Origin of the sequence: Arthrobacter sp. B2I5, from assembly GCF_030816735.1 — a bacterium.
Taxonomy (GTDB): Bacteria; Actinomycetota; Actinomycetes; order Actinomycetales; family Micrococcaceae; genus Arthrobacter.
In genome coordinates, this window is record NZ_JAUSYF010000001.1 from 1,209,916 (window position 1) to 1,228,424 (window position 18,509).

An 18,509-nucleotide genomic window follows, 5' to 3' on the forward strand; every position below is an offset into this window, starting at 1 on the left:
GCGGAAAGGACTTCCATGGCCCGCATCGTCGGCTTCGACCAGCATCCTGCCGAAACCCTTCGGGTAGGGAAGGGGTTCTCCCTTGCCGCGGTGGACCCCGCCTCAACACCCGGGTACAGCGGCAACAAGGCCGACGGCCGGCTGCTGCTGACGGAGATGGACGACGAACTGTCCCAACTGCAGGAAAAGCTCTTCGCCGAATCACGGTTTGGCGGCACCAAACGGATCCTGCTGATCCTGCAGGCAATGGACACCGCCGGCAAGGGCGGCATCGTCAACCACGTCATGGCCGCCATGAACCCGCAGGGCGTCCAGTTCAAGGCGTTCAAGGCCCCCACCGACGAGGAAAAGTCCTACGACTTCCTGTGGCGGATCGAAAAGGAAGTGCCGGCCGCCGGGATGGTGGGCGTGTTCGACCGCTCCCACTATGAGGACGTCCTGATCCACCGCGTCCACGGCTGGGCCAGCCCGGACGAGATCAAGCGACGCTATGTGGCCATCAATGAGTTCGAGGCCCGGCTGTCGGACTCGGGGACGAAGGTCATCAAGGTAATGCTCCACATCAGTGGTGCGGAGCAGAAGGAAAGGCTGCTGGCCCGGCTGGATGATCCCTCCAAGCACTGGAAGTACAGCCGGGGTGATCTGGACGAGCGGGCCCACTGGGAGGACTATATGGCCGCGTACCAGGCGGCCATCGATGAAACGAGCACACCGAATGCGCCGTGGCACGTTGTTCCGGCGAACAAGAAGTGGTTTGCCCGGATTGCCGTCCAGCAGTTGCTGCTCAGCGCCTTGTCAGACATGTTGCTGGAATGGCCCAAGGCCGAGTTCGACGTCGCTGCCGAGCGGGAACTCGTGGCGCGTTCCTGACAGCCCCCTGGCCCGAGTGCTGCCAGTTCCAGTTCTTTCCGGTGGTTAGAGTGGCTGGTCCCGGGCCGCTGCCAGCCGCTTCCGCGCGCCTTCCAGCCACTCCTCGCAGCGTGCGGCCAACGCCTCGCCGCGTTCCCACAGGGCCAGGGACTCCTCCAGGCTTGCCCCTCCTGCCTCCAGCCTGCCCACCACAGCGATGAGCTGCTCCCGCGCCTCCTCATAGCTCAGCGCTGCGACATCCGGCTCTGGTTTCTGTTCGCTCATGCCTTCTCTTCCAATTCCTGCTGGTGGTCTGGGTTTCCTGGGTGCGGCCCGGTGGATGTTGCGCCGGTTGATGTTGCGCCGAAGCGGCCCTCCGCCACACGGATGGACAGGGCCGCGCCAGATGGCGCTTCGGTGGGACGGCGGACAACAGCGTGGCCCGCCTGGGCAATCCGGGCGGCCTGGTCGCCTGCCAGTTCGACGACGGCGTATCCCCGGTCGAGGGTCTTCTGCGGTGAGAGGGCCCGGACCTGGGCCTTCAGGTGCTCAAGCTGGTCGGCCGCCCGCACCACCGTGGAACTCACTGCAGCGGAGGAGCGCCGCAGCAGCCGCTCGATCTCCTCTGCCCGGACTGAGACCATGCCCTCCGGCGCGGCCATGACCGGGCGGGAGTGCAGTGCCGCCAGCCGGTCCGACTCCCGGTCCACCAGCCGCTCCATGCACCGCCGCAACTGCTCCCGCGCCTGGCGCACACCCGCAAGTTCTTCGGAGACTTCGGGAACGATCCGCTTGGCGGCATCAGTGGGGGTGGAAGCCCGAAGGTCGGCAACGTCATCCAGCAGCGGGCGGTCTGCCTCATGCCCGATGGCACTCACCACCGGGGTGGCGGCAGCAGCCACGGCCCGGATCAGGTCCTCGCTGTTGAAGGGCAGCAGGTCTTCCAGCGCCCCGCCGCCGCGGGCGATGACAATGACGTCCACCTCGGGCCGGGCATCCAGTTCACGCAGGGCGCGGACCACCTGGGCCACCGCGGTATTCCCCTGGACGGCAACCTCGCGGATCTCGAATTCCACCGCAGGCCAGCGCAGGGCTGCGTTCCGCAGGATGTCCTTCTTTGCGTCCGAGTCGCGGCCCGTGATGAGGCCGATCCGGTGCGGCAGCAGGGGCAGGGGTTTCTTCCTGGACTCGGCAAACAGGCCCTCAGCAGCCAGTGCCTGGCGCAGCCGCTCAATCCTGGCCAGCAGGTCGCCCAGGCCCACAGGCCGGATGTCCCGCACCAGCATGTTGAGCCGGCCCGTCTTCAGCCAGAATTCCGGTTTCAGCAGGGCCACCACCCGCGACCCGCGCTCCAGCGGAAGGTTTTGCCGTTCCAGCACCTTGGTCCAGACGGACGCCGGAAGGGAGACCTCCGCATCCACGTCGCGAAGCGTGAGGTAGGCGTTGGTGCCGCGGCGGTTCAGCTCGATGACCTGGCCTTCGACCCATGCGGACGGGGTGCGGTCGATATGGGCCTTGAGCTTCTGCGACAGCAGCTGCAGCGGCCAGGGGTTATCCGGGCTTGTCTCCGCCGCAGTGGCCGGCAGGGTAGTAGGTGCTGCACCCGGAAGGGAGGCCTGGTCAGACATGCGGACGCCGGTGGGAGGCTGGTGCTGCGGGCATGCGGTCCTTCATCTGTTGTTGGCGGTCAATCAACCTTATCCATAAGGTCTAGCACCGGGGAGTGACATGGATGGCCCTTCGACCCTGCCTAGGATGGGTAAGGCCCCCAACCCCGAAGGACCTGCTGTGCGCACTTTTGTTTCTGCCATCGCCACCGTGCTGGGCATTCTCCTGGCCGCCGTTGCCGTTCCCGCCATCTGGGTGGACCGGAACGTGGTCCAGGAAGATGGTTTTGTCCGTCTTGCAGCACCGCTCGGCAAGGACTCGGAGTTCCAGCGGAAGCTGGCCGCCGCGGCGGTGGGAACGATTGATACCGGATCTGTTCCCGGTTTCCTATCCGGGCTGGTCCAGCCGATGCTCGAGAAGGCAGCGGAGTCGCTGACCGGGCTGCCCGGGTATCCGGCGGCCTGGGAGGAGACACTCCGCAAGAGCCACCGCCTCAGCTTCGCTGACCCTGCCGGTACACAGGATGGCGCCTCGGCATCCTCGCTGACCCTCGACGTCGCCCCGTTGGTTGCCCTGGGGTCGGAGGAGATTTCGCGCACCACCCGGCTCCCGCTGGATCCGCCGGAGCAAACGCTGATCAACGTGGGCCAGCCGGCACAAAAGGAGTGGACCGAGCGGCTGGCGACATATGCGCCCATGGGCTACATTCTGGCCATCGGTTCAGCCGTGGCGTTCCTGCTGGCCCTGGTGGCGGCCCGCCGCCGCTGGACAGTGCTGCTGGCCGCCGGACTTGGGGGCCTGGCCCTCGCCGGGCTGTGGGGGCTGGGCTCACAGCTGGGCACCTCCCGCGCCCAGGCCACAGACACCGGCAACGGTGTGGCCAACATGTTCCGTGACGAGTTCCTGGCCGCGGCAGGTACCGATTTCCAAACGTGGATCACCACGGCCGCGGTAACAGGCGGCGTCCTGGTGGCAGCAGCCGTTGTGACGTTGTTCGCATCCCGGAAACGGGCGCGGACCAGCCGGTAGCATGGAGGGATGACCACCTCGGCTGTATCCCTCTCGATGCCAACCATTCCGCGCAGGCGCCGCTCGCCTGAGGACGTAGCAGCAGCGGCCCCCGTGAACGGCGCCAAGAAGGTGCTGCTGGCTGCTCCCCGCGGCTACTGCGCAGGCGTTGACCGGGCCGTGATCGCCGTCGAAAAGGCGCTCGAACACTACGGGCCGCCCGTTTATGTGCGCAAGCAGATCGTGCACAACGTCCACGTGGTCAGCTCCCTGGAGGAAAAGGGCGCCATCTTCGTCGACGAGACGGACGAAGTGCCCGAAGGTGCCCTGGTGATCTTCTCTGCCCACGGAGTGTCCCCGGCAGTGGTCGAATCTGCCGAAAACCGCGGCCTGCGCACCATCGATGCGACCTGCCCGCTGGTTACCAAGGTGCACAAGGAAGCCGTCCGCTTCGCCAAAGACGACTTCGACATCCTCCTGATCGGCCATGACGGGCACGAGGAAGTGGAAGGTACCTCCGGTGAAGCGCCGGAGCACATCCAGATCATCAACGGACCCCACGAAGTGGATAAGGTGACTGTCCGCGACCCCGAGAAGGTCATCTGGCTGTCCCAGACCACGCTGAGCGTGGACGAGACCATGGAGACCGTCCGGCTGCTCAAGGAGCGGTTCCCCACCCTGCAGGACCCGCCCAGCGACGACATCTGCTACGCCACCACCAACCGCCAGGTGGCCATCAAGAAGATTGCGCCCAAGGCGGACCTGGTGATCGTGGTCGGCTCGGCCAACTCATCGAACTCCGTCCGGCTGGTGGAGGTGGCACTCGAGTACGGTGCCAAGGCATCCTACCGGGTGGACTTCGCCAACGAGGTTGACGAAGCCTGGTTCGAGGGCGTCGCCACTGTGGGCGTCACGTCTGGGGCTTCCGTTCCCGAGGTACTGGTGCAGGACGTCCTGAGGCTTCTGGCCGACTACGGCTACGGGGCGGTGGAGGAAGTGGTCACCGCAGAAGAGGACCTCCTGTTCTCGCTGCCCAAGGAACTCCGCGCCACCCTGAAGCAGGCCGGCGACGTCAGCCGCGCGCTGGGCGGGCGCAGGCCCCGCAGCTGACAAAACGCCGGCTGCAGGCGGCAGCCTGCATCATCGGAAGTAAAACGACGGGCCGGGCAGTTAAACAACTGCCCGGCCCGTCCTGGATCCGCGGCCCCTTGTCAGGCCGCTTCCTCGTCGCCCTGAAGTTCGGGCGCCACCAGTGCGCGGGGGGTCACCTCCACCACCGGAGGTGTCACCAAACCGGTCTCCTCGAGGGAGTTGAGCTTCCGCGCCGTGGGGAGGACCCGGGCTTCCAGGGTGCCCACCATCGCGTTGTAGCGGTCCACCGACGACTTCAGGGATGAGCCCAGTTTGCTCACGTTTTCGCCCAGGGTGCCCATCCGGTCGTACAGCTGCCGCGCGAGCTCGAACAGCTCGCGTGCACTGTCCGTCAGGACGTCCTGGCGCCACGTGAAGGCCACGGACTTCAGCACGGCCAGCAGGGTGCTGGGGGAGGCCAGGACCACGTTGCGGGACAAGGCGTGGTCCAGCAGCCCGGCGTCGGCCGTGAGTGCTGCAGCGAGGATGGATTCGGCCGGAATGAAGCAGACCACCAGTTCCGGGGAGTTCCCCGGGATGTCCCAGTACTTCTTTGTGCCCAGCGCGTCCACGTGCGCCCTCAGGGCCTTGGCGTGCGCTGCCAGCAGGACCTGCCGGTTCCGCCCGTCGTTGGCCGACTGCAGCCCGGACGACTGGCCCGGACGCGGGTCCACCGCCCCCAGTTCCTGCGCCTCAAGGTAGGACGACAACGGGACTTTGGCATCCACCACCAGCTGCTTGTCGCCCGGCAACTGCACCACAAGGTCGGGGCGGACAGCCGAATCGTGGCCGGCGCTGTGCACCTGCTCCACAAAGTCCACATGGCGAAGCATGCCCGCCGCCTCCACTACACGCCGCAACTGCACCTCGCCCCACTGCCCCCTGGCGCTGTTGGAACGCAGGGCCGATTCCAGGGCGTGCGTGGACCGGATGAGCTGTTCATCGGACAGCCTTGCCTCCTGCAGTTGCTGTGCCAACTGGCCGTACTGTTCCACCCGGTCCCGCTCCAGCAGGGCCACCTGCTGCTGCACCGCGGACAGCTTCTCCGCCACCGGAGCCAAGGCACGAAGGACGCTCCCGTCCTGCGTCCTGGCCTCGCCCAGCTCACGGTTCTGTACCGCCAAAAGCCGCCGCTCGGCGTCGGCCGCTGCCAGCTGCGCCGTGACCTCCGAAAGGCGGGACGACACCTGGTCAAAGTCGGCCTCCAAGGCATGCGAATTCCGGCGCAGGGTGAAATAGGTGGCCGCGGCACCGGCAAGCGCACCGAGCAGCAGCATGAGAAGGGCCAGAATCAAGGCAAAAGCATCCATGGCTTCACTGTTGCACGGGCCTCTGACAATCACAGGCAATGACATCCGCCGGTACTGCCTCCGGGGGCCCGGCGGGTAGAATCAATGCTCGTGGCTCTTACTATTGGCATCGTCGGACTGCCCAACGTCGGCAAATCAACCCTCTTCAACGCGCTTACCCGCAACCAGGTCCTGGCCGCGAACTACCCGTTCGCCACCATTGAACCCAACGTCGGAGTCGTGAACCTCCCGGACCCCAGGCTCCAGAAGCTCGCCGGGATCTTCGGCTCGCAGCGCGTCCTGCCTGCCGCCGTGTCCTTCGTCGACATCGCAGGTATCGTCAAGGGCGCGTCCGAGGGGGAGGGACTGGGCAACCAGTTCCTGGCCAACATCCGCGAGGCAGAGGCCATTGCCCAGGTTGTCCGGGTCTTCGACGACCCCGATGTGGTGCACGTCGACGGCAAGGTGGATCCCAGCTCGGACATGGAAACCATCAACACCGAGCTGATCCTCGCCGACCTGCAGACCATCGAAAAAGCCATCCCGCGGATCGAAAAGGAAGTGAAGATCAAGAAGCGGGAGGCTGCCGAGCTTGCCGCCGTCAAGGCCGCGCAGGCAGTGCTGGAACGCGGTGACACCATTTACTCCTCCATCAAGAGCGACAAGCTGGAGATGGAGCACCTCAAGGAACTGGGCCTGTTGACGGCCAAGCCCTTCATCTACGTCTTCAATGCCGACGAAGGCATCCTGGGCAGCCCGGAAAAGCAGGAGGAACTGCGCGCCATGGTTGCCCCGGCGGACTGCATCTTCCTGGACGCAAAGCTCGAAGCGGACCTCGTTGAACTGGACGAGGAAGAAGCGCGCGAGATGCTTGAGATGAACGGCCAGGACGAATCCGGCCTGGACCAGCTGGCCCGCGTCGGCTTCCACACGCTGGGGCTGCAGACTTACCTCACCGCCGGGCCCAAGGAAGCACGCGCCTGGACCATCCGCCAGGGGGACACGGCACCGCAGGCCGCCGGCGTCATCCACTCCGACTTCCAGCGCGGGTTCATCAAGGCCGAGGTTGTCTCCTTCGAGGACCTGGTGGAAGCCGGCTCCATGGCTGAGGCAAAGTCCCGCGGCAAGGTCCGCATCGAAGGCAAGGAATACGTCATGGCCGACGGCGACGTGGTGGAGTTCCGCTTCAACGTCTGACCGCCCGGACGGCTTATCCTGAATCCGTAGGGCGTGATCGTGGCGACCCCAGTCCCCTCCTGGGAGGGAAAACACAAGGAGGCGGCATGCCGGTCCGGCGTCTGATGCAATTGCTCATCTCCGCGGTGGTGGCTGCCCTGGTTCTTTCGGGATGCTCGGGAACCAGTGCCCCCTCCGTTGTGGTGGGGGAGGCGAAGCGCGGCGGCAGCGTGACGGTGGCAGAGGTCAACGCCTTCTCCTCGTTCAATCCGTACAGCTCCAACGGCAATACCGACATCAATTCGAAAATCGGTGCCATCACCCACTCGGGTTTCTTCTACCTCGATGACAGCTCCAAGGTGGTGCGCAACGACAAGTTCGGGCACTTCGAGAAGGTCTCAGACGAGCCGCTCAAGGTGAAGTACACGGTCAACGAGGGCGTCAAGTGGTCGGATGGTGCGCCAATCGCCGCGGCCGACCTCCTGTTGAGCTGGGCCGCGGGGTCGGGCTATTTCGACGACCTTGATCCAGCCGCCGGGAAGGGAACCAAGTACTTCTCGGTAGCCTCCGACACCACCGGCCTCGCGGGCACCCTGTTTCCCGAAATCGGGTCCGACGGCCGGTCCATCACCATTGAGTACGCCGCACCGTACGCAGACTGGGAAGTGGCATTCGACGTCGGACTCCCGGCCCACGTCGTTGCCGCCAAGAGCGGCCTGAACGATGAGGAAGACCTGGTCCAACTCCTTAGGGACACCCCTCGCGGCAACCCGGAAAAGCCTGCATCAAACCCTGAACTCAAGAAAGTCAGCGACTTCTGGAACACCGGGTTCGATGCCAAATCGATTCCCGACGATCCGGCGATCTATCTCTCCAGCGGCCCCTTCATTGTCCGCGACATCGTGCCGGAAGTTTCCATGAAGCTTGTCCGGAACCGGGACTATGTCTGGGGTACGGAACCCTGGCTGGACGAGATTAATGTCAGGTTCACCGGGGCATTGCCCGCCGCCGTCGATGCCCTGCGCAATGGCCAGGCGGACATCATCTCGCCCCAGCCGTCAGCCGCCACGGACGACCTGCTCACGGGGCTGTCCGGGCAGGGCATCACCGTGGAACGGTACAAGCAGTCCGGCTACGACCACCTGGACCTCAACTTCGCCGGGCCCTTCGCCAACAAGGACGTCCGGGAAGCGTTCCTCAAGACGGTTCCACGGCAGGCAATTGTGGACGCAGTGGTGGGAAGCCTGGTCCCGGACAGCAAGCCGCTGGACTCCCACGTTTTCCTGCCGGGACAGCCGAAATACGACGAAACGGTGAAGAACAACGGCTCGTCGAACTACGCCAAGGTGGACGTAGACGCCGCAAAGAGGCTCCTGAAGGGTGCAACCCCCACCATCCGGATCCTTTACAACCGGGACAATCCCAACCGCGCCAAGGCGTTTGCCCTGATCCGTGACTCTGCTGCCCTGGCCGGCTTCCGCGTGTCCGACGGCGGGCAGGGAAGTGCCGACTGGGCGGCCGCGCTCAGCCGCGGCGGCTATGACGCCGCCTTGTCAGGATGGATCGGCACGGAGGCCGGCGTCAGCCGGGTGCCGCAGATCTTCCGGACCGGGGCAGGCAGCAATTTCACGGGATATTCCGACGGCGACGCGGACAAGGTCATGGAGCAACTGGCCGCGACAACGGACCTGGGTAAGCAGGATGAGCTCCTGGCCGACATCGACAAGCATGTGTGGGAGGACGCGTACGGCCTGCCGCTGTACCAGACCCTGGGCGCAACCGCCTTCAATTCACGCGTGGCCGGCATCAAGACCAGTCCCGGCCCCCTCGGCGTCTGGTGGAACGTAGGGGACTGGCGGCTGGCCTGATCGAGCCAGCTTCCGGCAGGGTCTTCCGGCCCTTGCGGACACTTCAGCCTGCCGATTCGCCGTCCGGCCTACCGGCGAGTAGCATGTGACGTGCCTAACTAATTGCTGTGGCCTGGGGCATTTCACTGCGCCGGTCACGTTTTGGCAACGGAGTACCAGTATCTGGACTTCGTGCGGTTAGGCTAACTCGTATTATGTAGGTTTCGTCACAGCGGTGAGCTGCGTCCGGCCTGCGGGGAAGCACAAGATTCCCCTATATATCTCTCCCACAACTCATAGGAGGCGGAATGCGTTTTACGCGCACTTCCAAAGCACTGGGCATCGTGGCAATCGCCGCGCTTGCCCTGACCGGGTGCGGCGCCGGCGGCGGCGGCAGCACTGACGGGTCCAGCAATGCTGCCGGGGATCCGAACAAGGTCATCACCGCCTACAGCAACGAGCCACAAAACCCGTTGCTGCCGGCGAACACCAATGAGGTCTACGGCGGCCGCGTGGTCGAGCTCCTCTTCGAGGGCCTGCGCACCTACGATGCCAGCGGCAAACCTGTCAACGCCCTGGCTGATTCCATCGAGTCGTCCGACGCCCAGAACTGGACCATCAAGGTCAAGCAGGGCCAGAAGTTCACCAATGGTGAAGCCATTACGGCCAAGACCTTCGTTGACTCCTGGAACTTTGCCGCCAACTCCAAGAACCTGCAGAACAACGGATTCTTCTTCGAATCCATTGCCGGTTACGAAGATGTCTCGGCTGTGAACTCGGAGAAGGGTGCTGACGGCAAGACCACCACCACGCCCGCTCCCAAGGCCGACACCATGTCCGGCCTGGCGGCAACCGATGATTCCACCATCACCGTCAAGCTCGCCCAGCCTGAAGCCGACTGGTCCCTGCGCCTTGGCTACTCCGCCTTCTTCCCGCTTCCGTCGGCCGCACTGGCTGACCCCAAGACCTTCGGTGAAAACCCCGTGGGCAACGGTCCCTACAAGTTCGAGAAGCAGGGTTCCTGGGTCCACGACCAGTCCATTTCGCTGGTCAAGAACGCCGACTACAAGGGACCGCGCGAGGCCAAGAACGGCGGCGTAAGCTTCAAGTTCTACACGGATCCGGGCCCCGCATACACGGACCTTCAGTCTGACAACCTGGACATCACGGACGTTCTTCCGTCGAACGCCCTGAAGACCTACGTTTCCGACTTCCCGGACCGCAACTCGACCAAGCCGGTTGCCACCAACTCCACGCTGAACATCCCGCCGTACAACCCCAACTTCCAGGGTGAGGCAGGCAAGCTGCGCCGCCAGGCACTGTCCTACGCCATCAACCGCGAGGAAATCGCCAAGGTTGTCTTCAACGGCACCCGCACCCCGGCCAAGGCATTCGTCCCGCCGGTCATCGACGGGTTCAAGGAAGGCCTCAAGGGCAGCGAAGTCCTGAAGTTCGACGCCGCGAAGGCCAAGGACCTGTGGGCACAGGCTGAGAAGATCCAGCCGTACGACAACTCCAAGCCGCTTCAGATCGCCTCCAACACCGATGGTGGCAACAAGGAATGGATCGACGCCGTAGCCAACGGCTTCAAGAACAACCTCGGCATCCAGGCTGAAATCCAGCCCTTCGCCAAGTTCGCTGAAGTCCTGAACCTCCGCAAGTCCCAGCAGCTGCCCGGCCTGACCCGTGCGGGCTGGCAGGGCGACTACCCGTCGCTGTACAACTTCCTGGGACCGGTCTGGGCCACCAACGCCTCCTCCAACTACGAGAAGTACTCGAACCCCGAGTTCGACAAGCTCCTCAAGGACGGCCTGGCTGCCAAGAGCACGGATGAAGCCAACGGCAAGTTCAACCAGGCACAGGAAATCCTGTTCCAGGACCTGCCCGGCCTGCCGCTCTGGGACCAGGCACGCCCGATCGTTTGGAGCAACAACATCGTGAAGGCCGAAACCGGCTGGAACGGCGGCATCCTGTACTACGGCATCACCGCCAAGTAGTCCCAGATCTAACTTGCCGACAAGCTGATGGGGGTTCCGGTCACGTCCGGGCCCCCATTGGCTTGCAACCGGCAGGAAGGCATTCATGAACGTGTTCTCCCCTTTACCGGAAGGCAGGTGACCCTGTGATCCGGTTCATCCTGCGCCGACTCCTTCAGGTGATCCCTGTTTTCCTCGGCACTACGCTTTTGGTGTACTACATGGTGTTCGCGCTGCCGGGCGATCCCATCGCCGCGCTGTTCGGCGACCGCCAGCCCCCGCAGGCAGTCATCGACACCCTGCGCAGTCAGTACAACCTGGACCAGCCGTTCTGGGTCCAGTACGGCCTTTTCCTCAAGAACCTTTTCACCTTCAACCTGGGTAATGACTTCACCGGCCAGCCCATCGCGGCCAGCCTTGCCCGGGTCTTCCCCGTGACGGCGATGCTTGCCGTCGAGGCACTGGCCATCCAGGCCGTCTTCGGCGTGGCGTTCGGCGTCTTCGCGGGTCTGCGCCGCGGCGGCTGGTTCGATTCAACGGTCCTGGTGGCCTCACTGGTGGTTATCGCCGTTCCTACCTTTGTGCTGGGCTTCGTTTTCCAGCTCGTTTTCGGCGTACAGCTCGGCTGGGCCAAACCCACTGTCGGTGCCAATGCGAACTGGGTGACCCTGCTTCTGCCGGCAGTGGTCCTGGGCCTCGTGTCCTTTGCCTATGTCCTCCGACTGACGCGCGCATCGGTCAGCGAAAACATGAACGCCGACTACGTGCGGACGGCAACCGCCAAGGGTCTTTCCCGGCCCCGGGTGGTCCTGGCGCACATCCTGCGCAACTCGCTGATCCCGGTGGTCACCTACCTGGGCGCCAACCTTGGCGGCCTGATGGGCGGCGCCATTGTTACCGAGGGCATCTTCAACGTTCCCGGCGTAGGCAACAAGCTTTACCAGGCTGTCCTTCGCAGTGAGGGTCCCACCATCGTCTCCATCGTCAGCGTGCTGGTGCTGGTCTTCGTGGTGGCCAACCTGCTTGTCGATCTCCTGTACGCCTGGCTTGACCCGAGGATCCGCTATGACCAGTAATAACAGCCACTTTGTGGCCCCCATCGACGAGACACCGCTGCAGGCAACGGACGCCGTCAAGACGGACCAGGCCCCGCTCAGCCTGTGGGCAGACGCCTGGCGCAAGCTCCGCCGTCGTCCGCTGTTCATCATCTCGACACTCCTGATCCTTGCCCTGATCGTGATCGCGCTGTTCCCGGGCCTCTTCACATCAACCCCGCCCAACGAGGGCTGTGAACTCGCCAATTCCGAGGCCGGTCCCACGGCGGGGCATCCGTTCGGCTTCACGTTCCAGGGCTGCGACGTCTACTCCAGGGTCATCCACGGCACGCAGGCCTCCCTTTCCGTCGGCCTGCTCTCCGTACTCTGCGTCCTGGTCATCGGTGTGACCCTCGGCGCACTCGCCGGATACTACGGCGGGTGGATCGATGCCGTGCTGGCCAGGCTGGGCGATATCTTCTTTGCCCTGCCGCTGGTGCTCGGCGCACTGGTGATCACGCAGCTCCCGCTGTTCCGCGAGAACAAGAGCGTATGGACCGTGGTGTTCGTCATCTCGCTCCTGGCGTGGCCGCAAATGGCCCGCATCACCCGCGGCGCGGTGATCGAGGTGCGCAACGCGGACTTCGTCACCGCTGCACGCGCGCTGGGCGTTTCGAAGTTCGGCGCACTGATCCGCCACGTCCTGCCGAACGCCCTGGCTCCGATCATTGTCCTGGCGACGCTGGAACTTGGCGTGTTCATCGTGGCCGAAGCCACCCTGTCCTTCCTGGGCATTGGCCTTCCGCAGAGCATCATGTCCTGGGGCAATGACATTGCAGGTGCCCAGGCATCGATCAGGACCCGGCCGGAAATCATGCTCTACCCGGCCGCCGCGCTCTCCCTTACGGTGTTGAGCTTCATCATGCTGGGCGACGCCGTGCGTGACGCCCTTGACCCGAAGAGCCGTCAGCGATGAGAGAAAAAGAGATGACAACTCCAGAAGTCCGCATCGATGAGGCCGGCACCACCGGCGTCAGGCCGCTGCTCGAAATCCGTGACCTGGCCATCACCTTCAAGACCGGCGGCGGTGAAGTCCAGGCTGTCCGGGACGCCCACCTGACCATCATGCCGGGCGAAACGGTCGCAATCGTGGGGGAGTCCGGCTCCGGAAAGTCCACCACGGCCCTGGCGGCCATCGGACTCCTGCCGAACAACGGCAGGGTGTCCGGCGGGCAGATCCTGCTGGACGGCGAGGACATCGCCCACGCCAGCGAGCAGCGCATGATCGAACTGCGCGGCAACACCATCGGCATGGTCCCGCAGGACCCCATGTCCAACCTGAACCCGGTCTGGAAGATCGGCTACCAGGTCAGGGAAACACTGAAGGCGAACGGCCGTCCCAGCGGCCCGGACGACATCGCCAAGGTGCTGTCCCAGGCAGGGCTGCCGGATGCCAAGCGGCGGGCCAACCAGTACCCGCACGAGTTTTCGGGCGGCATGCGCCAGCGCGCGTTGATTGCCATTGGCCTCTCCTGCCAGCCGCGCCTGCTGATCGCGGACGAGCCGACGTCGGCCCTCGACGTCACCGTCCAGCGGCAGATCCTGGACCACCTTGAGACCATGACCAACGAGCTTGGCACCTCGGTCCTGCTGATCACCCATGACCTGGGCCTGGCAGCCGAGCGGGCAAACAAAGTCGTGGTCATGTACCAGGGCCGGGTCGTTGAATCGGGACCGTCGCTGGAATTGCTCCGGAACCCGCAGCATCCGTACACCAAGCGGCTCGTTGAGTCCGCTCCGTCGCTGGCCAGCCGCCGTATTCAGGTGGCCAAGGAGCAGGGCGTGGAGACGACGGACCTTCTGGCACCCGCCGCAGAAACGGTGAAGTCCGATACCTTCCTGCAGATCCAGGACCTGCGGAAGGTGTACAAGCTGCGCCAGGGGCTTGGCAAGGCAACGGACTTCGCGGCGGTCGACGGCGTGAGCTTCGACGTGCGGCGCGGAACCACGACGGCGATCGTGGGGGAGTCGGGGTCCGGCAAGTCTACAGTGGCCAAGATGGTGCTCCAGCTGGAAAAGCCCACGGACGGCAGGATCCTGTTCGACGGGGTCGATACCTCCGCCCTGAAGCCTGCCGAGCTGTTCAAGTTCCGCAGGCGGGTCCAGCCGATCTTCCAGGACCCGTACGGCTCCCTCGATCCGATGTACAACATCTACCGCACCATCGAGGAACCCCTGCGCGTCCACAAGATCGGGGACCAGGCCAGCCGGGAGAAGAAAGTCCGGACGCTGCTGGACCAGGTGGCACTGCCCCAGTCCGCCATGCAGCGGTATCCGAACGAGCTGTCGGGCGGGCAGCGGCAGCGTGTTGCCATTGCCCGGGCGCTTGCCCTGGACCCCGAAGTCATCATCTGTGATGAGGCGGTCTCCGCGCTGGACGTACTGGTGCAGGCGCAGGTGCTCAACTTGCTCGCCGACCTCCAGGCCAACCTTGGGCTGACGTACCTGTTCATCACGCACGACCTTGCCGTGGTGCGGCAGATCGCGGACCACGTGTGCGTAATGGAAAAGGGCCGGCTGGTGGAGACCGGTTCCACGGACGATGTCTTCGAGTCTCCCAAGCAGGACTACACCAAGGCGCTGCTGAACGCCATCCCCGGCGCGAAGCTGATGCTTCCGCCCGAGGTGGCATAGCAGGAGGCTTGCCCTGAACGGATGGAGCCGGGACCTTCGGGTCCCGGCTCCAGCTGTTTAACAGCACTACCCGGTTTTACTGCTCCACCGCAGGCTTTCGGTCCAGCCCCAGGTCACGCGGCCTGCGCTCAAGGATCCCGCCGAGCGCTGCACGGCCTTCGGTGTTCATGTGGACGGCGTCCGCAAGATCCTTTGCCAGTCCATACCTGGTGAGCCAGTCGCCCACGGAAACAAAGGGAAGCCCGTTGGCGGCCGCCACGGAACCCAGCAGGGCGTCCACCTCGCTCCGGCGGCCGCCGCCGTCGTTTGCTCCCCGCGCCAGGGTGCCGATCAGGGCAATCCGCGTACCGGGATAGCGGGTCTGCAGTTCGGCAATCAGCCGCTGGGCGTTTCCTGCGATCTGTGTGTCGCTTGCGCCTTTGGCGGCGTCATTTCCGCCGCCCTCGATGACGATCAGTGGCGGGGTGCCGGAGGGAAGCAGCCAGTCCCCGCGCTGCAGGGCATCGATGTAGTTACCTGTGGCACCGTTCTCCGCCACGTAGCCTGTGCCGCCGCGGCCGCAGAAGTACACGTTGTAACCGGCAGCGGCGAGGCCCAGGCGCGGCCAGCCGTCCGCCGGCTCCGACTGTGAGTCGCCGATCAGCAGGACAGTCCTGCTGATGTCCGGAACCACTGCCTCGAGCCTTCCGTTCCCGGGATTCATGATCCGGGACGTCGCCGCCACAGCGGGATTCCCTCCTGCGCTGACGGTTTGCCCGGCTGCCGCCCGCGCCAACCCGCCCGCAGCAGAGTCGCCGGAAAGCCCAAAGGCGGCCAGTCCCAGGGCCGCCGATACCGCCAAGAGGCCGGATGCAGCGGCGGTGGCAGCCCGGGCGGCACCACGAGGGGTGCTGGCCTTAGCAGGGGGCATCGTTGTCTCCGGCGCGCTCAAAGGTGGGCTGTGTCACAGCAATCATGCCATGCAGGTGGAAGTGGTAGTGAACTTAGTCACAGGGGGCAGGGGTCCGGCGCAATCGCGGCATCCCGAAGGCGGTAAATCCGGCGGAATTTAGGCCAACAAATGGCTCACCGGCTAGAATAGGGGTAGGCGCCCTGTGCCAAGGGCCTTGTCCGTCGTGCGTTCCAGTTGGAAATGTCGCGATACAACAGCTGACTTCACCACTGAATCGAGCAATAACGCATGTCTGAAACCACCACCAACACCGCGGTAGCCACTGCATCGCGCAGTGACCTGCGCAACGTCGCGATCGTGGCCCACGTTGACCACGGCAAGACCACCCTGGTCGACGCCATGCTCAAGCAGACCCATTCCTTTGCCGAGCACAACCACCTCGAAGACCGCGTCATGGACTCCGGTGACCTGGAACGCGAAAAGGGCATCACCATCCTGGCCAAGAACACCACCGTGGCCTACAACGGTCCGTCCTCCAAGGGCGAGACCATCACGATCAACGTCATCGACACCCCCGGCCACGCCGACTTCGGCGGCGAGGTGGAGCGCGGCCTGTCCATGGTCGACGGCGTCGTCCTCCTCGTTGATGCTTCTGAAGGCCCGCTGCCCCAGACCCGCTTCGTGCTGCGTAAGGCCCTCGCCGCGCACCTGCCGGTGATCCTGTTGGTCAACAAGACCGACCGCCCCGACGCGCGGATCGACGAAGTGGTGCACGAGTCCATGGACCTGCTCCTGGGCCTCGCCTCCGACCTCGCCGACGAAGTTCCGGACCTCGACCTGGACAAGATCCTCAACGTCCCCGTCGTATACGCCGCAGCCAAGGTTGGCCGCGCCTCCCTTGAGCAGCCCGCGAACGGCGCCGCCCCGGAGAATGAAGACCTGGAGCCCCTGTTCCAGACCATCATCGAGCACATCCCCGCCCCCACTTACAACCCGGAGGGTGTCCTGCAGGCGCACGTCACCAACCTGGACGCCTCCCCGTTCCTCGGCCGCCTCGCCTTGCTTCGTATCTACAACGGCACCCTGCGCAAGGGCCAGACCGTTGCTTGGGCGCGGGCCAACGGTGAGCTCAAGAACGTCAAGATCACAGAATTGCTTGCCACCAAGGCCCTGGAGCGCGTCCCGGCTGAGTCCGCCGGCCCGGGCGAGATCGTCGCCGTCGCCGGCATCGAGGAAATCACCATTGGTGAGACCCTGACCGACGCCGAGAACCCGCAGCCGCTGCCGCTGATCACCGTGGACGATCCCGCGATCTCCATGACCATCGGTATCAACACCTCGCCGCTGGCCGGCAAGGTCAAGGGTGCAAAGGTCACCGCGCGCCAGGTGAAGGACCGCCTGGACAAGGAACTGATCGGTAACGTGTCCATCAAGGTGCTCCCCACCGAGCGTCCGGATGCCTGGGAAGTCCAGGGCCGTGGCGAGCTGGCGCTGGCCATCCTGGTTGAGCAGATGCGCCGCGAAGGCTTCGAACTGACCGTCGGCAAGCCGCAGGTTGTCACCAAGACCGTCGACGGCAAGATCCACGAGCCGATGGAGCACATGACCATCGACGTGCCCGAGGAATACCTGGGCGCCGTCACGCAGCTCATGGCTGCCCGCAAGGGCCGCATGACCAACATGGCCAACCACGGCACCGGTTGGTGCCGCATGGAATTCATCGTTCCCGCCCGTGGCCTCATCGGCTTCCGCACCCGGTTCCTGACCGATACCCGCGGCGCCGGCATCGCAGCCTCCATTTCCGAAGGCTACGAGCCGTGGGCCGGCCCTATTGAGTACCGCACCAACGGCTCCATGGTCGCCGACCGCGCCGGTGTTGTTACCCCGTTCGCCATGATCAACCTGCAGGAACGCGGCTCCTTCTTCGTGAAGCCCACCTCCGAGGTGTACGAGGGCATGATCGTGGGCGAGAACTCCCGCGCCGACGACATGGACGTCAACATCACCAAGGAAAAGAAGCTCACCAACATGCGTGCCGCTTCCTCCGACACCTTCGAGAACCTGACGCCGCCGCGCGAGCTCACCCTCGAAGAGTCACTGGAATTCGCCCGCGAAGACGAGTGCGTCGAGGTGACCCCGGAAGCCATCCGCATCCGCAAGGTCATCCTGGACACCAATGAGCGCGCCAAGGCCAACCGCGCCCGCGCCAAGGCATAACAACGCCCTGACCTAACAGAATGCCACCGGCTCCAGGCCGGTGGCATTCTGCGTTAAGTCTTAGTCCTGTAGTGAGGGCGGCGATTGTCGGGCTGGACGGCGCGGGGGAGCGGGCGGGACCTCCTTGGCGGCCACGACCTGTGCAAGGGGAATGACGACGTCGGCCTGCCGGGTTCTGACCGTGCAGGAACCGGAGTCGCAGGCCAGCAGGTTGCCCAGGGCGTCTGTGAGGCCACCTTCGATCCGGTAGCGCACCACCACGCGGATCCCGGGCTCAGCCGAGGCAAGGAAGCGGGCGGGCGCAGGTAATGGCTGACTCACCAGTTCATACTAGGGGCGCCGGCTAGGTTCGCGGGAACGGGCTGGGAGATAATAGGCTCAGATGTCAATAGTCCGGCCACGCTGCCGGATGCAATAGCCGGCGGGAAGCCGGAACCCAACGTGGAGAGGCCAGGGACGTGACGTACGTAATCGCGCAGCCGTGTGTGGATGTCAAGGACAAGGCATGTATTGAGGAATGCCCGGTCGACTGCATCTATGAGGGCGAGCGTTCGCTGTACATCCATCCGGACGAATGCGTGGACTGCGGCGCCTGCGAACCGGTGTGCCCGGTGGAAGCCATTTACTACGAGGATGACACCCCGGAGGAATGGGCCGACTACTACAAGGCCAACGTTGAGTTCTTCGATGACCTTGGTTCCCCCGGCGGCGCGGCCAAGATCGGCAACACCGGCAAGGACCACCCCATGATCGCCGCCCTGCCGCCGCAGAACCAAGACCACTGACGC

16 protein-coding genes are annotated in these 18,509 nt (G+C 64.7%); 11 read left to right on the forward strand and 5 right to left on the reverse strand.

What is annotated here, in order from left to right; genetic code table 11:
• Window positions 1–15: 15 nt before the first annotated feature.
• Complete coding sequence (locus tag QFZ60_RS05825; protein ID WP_307088946.1) at window positions 16–870, forward strand: polyphosphate kinase 2 family protein; 855 nt, start codon at window positions 16–18, stop codon at window positions 868–870.
• 45 nt (window positions 871–915) lie between these two features.
• Here the strand turns inward: QFZ60_RS05825 and QFZ60_RS05830 are convergent, their stop codons facing one another.
• Window positions 916–1,134 carry an exodeoxyribonuclease VII small subunit gene (locus QFZ60_RS05830; RefSeq protein WP_142117106.1) on the reverse strand — a complete coding sequence of 73 codons (219 nt, stop codon included), beginning with the start codon at window positions 1,132–1,134 and terminating at the stop codon, window positions 916–918.
• The gene (gene xseA, locus QFZ60_RS05835) at window positions 1,131–2,477 is read right to left on the reverse strand and encodes an exodeoxyribonuclease VII large subunit (protein ID WP_307088948.1); all 1,347 of its coding nucleotides are present in this window, start codon (window positions 2,475–2,477) and stop codon (window positions 1,131–1,133) included. The genes QFZ60_RS05830 and xseA overlap by 4 nt, the downstream gene beginning before the upstream one ends.
• A 160-nt stretch (window positions 2,478–2,637) precedes the next feature.
• Here xseA and QFZ60_RS05840 point away from each other — a divergent pair, with 160 nt between their 5' ends.
• Window positions 2,638–3,486, forward strand: coding sequence for a hypothetical protein (locus QFZ60_RS05840; protein ID WP_142117104.1), 849 nt, complete (start codon window positions 2,638–2,640; stop codon window positions 3,484–3,486).
• A 9-nt stretch (window positions 3,487–3,495) separates the two neighbouring features.
• Window positions 3,496–4,575 (forward strand): 4-hydroxy-3-methylbut-2-enyl diphosphate reductase, encoded by a 1,080-nt coding sequence (locus QFZ60_RS05845; protein WP_056334578.1) that lies wholly within the window; start codon window positions 3,496–3,498, stop codon window positions 4,573–4,575.
• Window positions 4,576–4,676: 101 nt separating this feature from the next.
• Here QFZ60_RS05845 and QFZ60_RS05850 read toward each other — a convergent pair whose 3' ends face one another.
• A complete protein-coding gene (locus QFZ60_RS05850) occupies window positions 4,677–5,906 on the reverse strand; it encodes a DNA recombination protein RmuC (RefSeq protein WP_307088952.1) in 1,230 nt (409 codons plus the stop codon).
• Window positions 5,907–5,996: 90 nt separating this feature from the next.
• Between QFZ60_RS05850 and ychF the strand changes: the two genes are divergently transcribed.
• The 6 genes from ychF to QFZ60_RS05880 all read left to right on the forward strand — a co-directional run bounded on the left by ychF (window position 5,997) and on the right by QFZ60_RS05880 (window position 14,612).
• A complete protein-coding gene (ychF, locus tag QFZ60_RS05855; protein ID WP_307088954.1) occupies window positions 5,997–7,082 on the forward strand; it encodes a redox-regulated ATPase YchF in 1,086 nt (361 codons plus the stop codon).
• Window positions 7,083–7,168: 86 nt separating this feature from the next.
• On the forward strand, window positions 7,169–8,929 hold the full coding sequence (locus tag QFZ60_RS05860; RefSeq protein ID WP_307088957.1) for an ABC transporter family substrate-binding protein: 1,761 nt from the start codon (window positions 7,169–7,171) through the stop codon (window positions 8,927–8,929).
• A gap of 287 nt (window positions 8,930–9,216) precedes the next feature.
• A complete protein-coding gene (locus tag QFZ60_RS05865) occupies window positions 9,217–10,905 on the forward strand; it encodes an ABC transporter substrate-binding protein (RefSeq protein ID WP_307088959.1) in 1,689 nt (562 codons plus the stop codon).
• A gap of 125 nt (window positions 10,906–11,030) precedes the next feature.
• Window positions 11,031–11,960: an ABC transporter permease gene (locus QFZ60_RS05870; protein ID WP_307088961.1), complete on the forward strand. Its 930-nt coding sequence runs from the start codon at window positions 11,031–11,033 to the stop codon at window positions 11,958–11,960.
• Window positions 11,950–12,894, forward strand: coding sequence for an ABC transporter permease (locus tag QFZ60_RS05875; RefSeq protein WP_307088963.1), 945 nt, complete (start codon window positions 11,950–11,952; stop codon window positions 12,892–12,894). Before QFZ60_RS05870 ends, QFZ60_RS05875 begins: the two co-directional genes overlap by 11 nt.
• Window positions 12,895–12,905: 11 nt before the next feature.
• Window positions 12,906–14,612 carry an ABC transporter ATP-binding protein gene (locus QFZ60_RS05880; protein WP_307088965.1) on the forward strand — a complete coding sequence of 569 codons (1,707 nt, stop codon included), beginning with the start codon at window positions 12,906–12,908 and terminating at the stop codon, window positions 14,610–14,612.
• Between the two features lie 76 nt (window positions 14,613–14,688).
• Here the strand turns inward: QFZ60_RS05880 and QFZ60_RS05885 are convergent, their stop codons facing one another.
• On the reverse strand, window positions 14,689–15,522 hold the full coding sequence (locus QFZ60_RS05885; RefSeq protein WP_307088966.1) for an SGNH/GDSL hydrolase family protein: 834 nt from the start codon (window positions 15,520–15,522) through the stop codon (window positions 14,689–14,691).
• 270 nt (window positions 15,523–15,792) lie between these two features.
• On the opposite strand from QFZ60_RS05885, the gene typA reads away from it, so the two are divergent.
• Window positions 15,793–17,721: a translational GTPase TypA gene (gene typA, locus QFZ60_RS05890; protein WP_142117095.1), complete on the forward strand. Its 1,929-nt coding sequence runs from the start codon at window positions 15,793–15,795 to the stop codon at window positions 17,719–17,721.
• A gap of 60 nt (window positions 17,722–17,781) precedes the next feature.
• On the opposite strand, the gene QFZ60_RS05895 is transcribed toward typA, so the two are convergent.
• Complete coding sequence (locus QFZ60_RS05895; RefSeq protein WP_307088971.1) at window positions 17,782–18,042, reverse strand: hypothetical protein; 261 nt, start codon at window positions 18,040–18,042, stop codon at window positions 17,782–17,784.
• 137 nt (window positions 18,043–18,179) lie between these two features.
• Here QFZ60_RS05895 and fdxA point away from each other — a divergent pair, with 137 nt between their 5' ends.
• Window positions 18,180–18,506 carry a ferredoxin gene (gene fdxA / locus QFZ60_RS05900; RefSeq protein ID WP_013601705.1) on the forward strand — a complete coding sequence of 109 codons (327 nt, stop codon included), beginning with the start codon at window positions 18,180–18,182 and terminating at the stop codon, window positions 18,504–18,506.
• Window positions 18,507–18,509 lie beyond the last annotated feature (3 nt).

Coding starts and splice junctions, on each gene's coding strand:
- QFZ60_RS05825 (WP_307088946.1), top strand. CDS start 16: ATGGCCCGCATCGTCGGCTTCGACCAGCATCCTGCCGAAACCCTTCGG.
- QFZ60_RS05830 (WP_142117106.1), bottom strand. CDS start 1,134: ATGAGCGAACAGAAACCAGAGCCGGATGTCGCAGCGCTGAGCTATGAG.
- xseA (WP_307088948.1), bottom strand. CDS start 2,477: ATGTCTGACCAGGCCTCCCTTCCGGGTGCAGCACCTACTACCCTGCCG.
- QFZ60_RS05845 (WP_056334578.1), top strand. CDS start 3,496: ATGACCACCTCGGCTGTATCCCTCTCGATGCCAACCATTCCGCGCAGG.
- QFZ60_RS05850 (WP_307088952.1), bottom strand. CDS start 5,906: ATGGATGCTTTTGCCTTGATTCTGGCCCTTCTCATGCTGCTGCTCGGT.
- QFZ60_RS05860 (WP_307088957.1), top strand. CDS start 7,169: ATGCCGGTCCGGCGTCTGATGCAATTGCTCATCTCCGCGGTGGTGGCT.
- QFZ60_RS05865 (WP_307088959.1), top strand. CDS start 9,217: ATGCGTTTTACGCGCACTTCCAAAGCACTGGGCATCGTGGCAATCGCC.
- QFZ60_RS05875 (WP_307088963.1), top strand. CDS start 11,950: ATGACCAGTAATAACAGCCACTTTGTGGCCCCCATCGACGAGACACCG.
- QFZ60_RS05880 (WP_307088965.1), top strand. CDS start 12,906: ATGACAACTCCAGAAGTCCGCATCGATGAGGCCGGCACCACCGGCGTC.
- QFZ60_RS05885 (WP_307088966.1), bottom strand. CDS start 15,522: ATGCCCCCTGCTAAGGCCAGCACCCCTCGTGGTGCCGCCCGGGCTGCC.
- typA (WP_142117095.1), top strand. CDS start 15,793: ATGTCTGAAACCACCACCAACACCGCGGTAGCCACTGCATCGCGCAGT.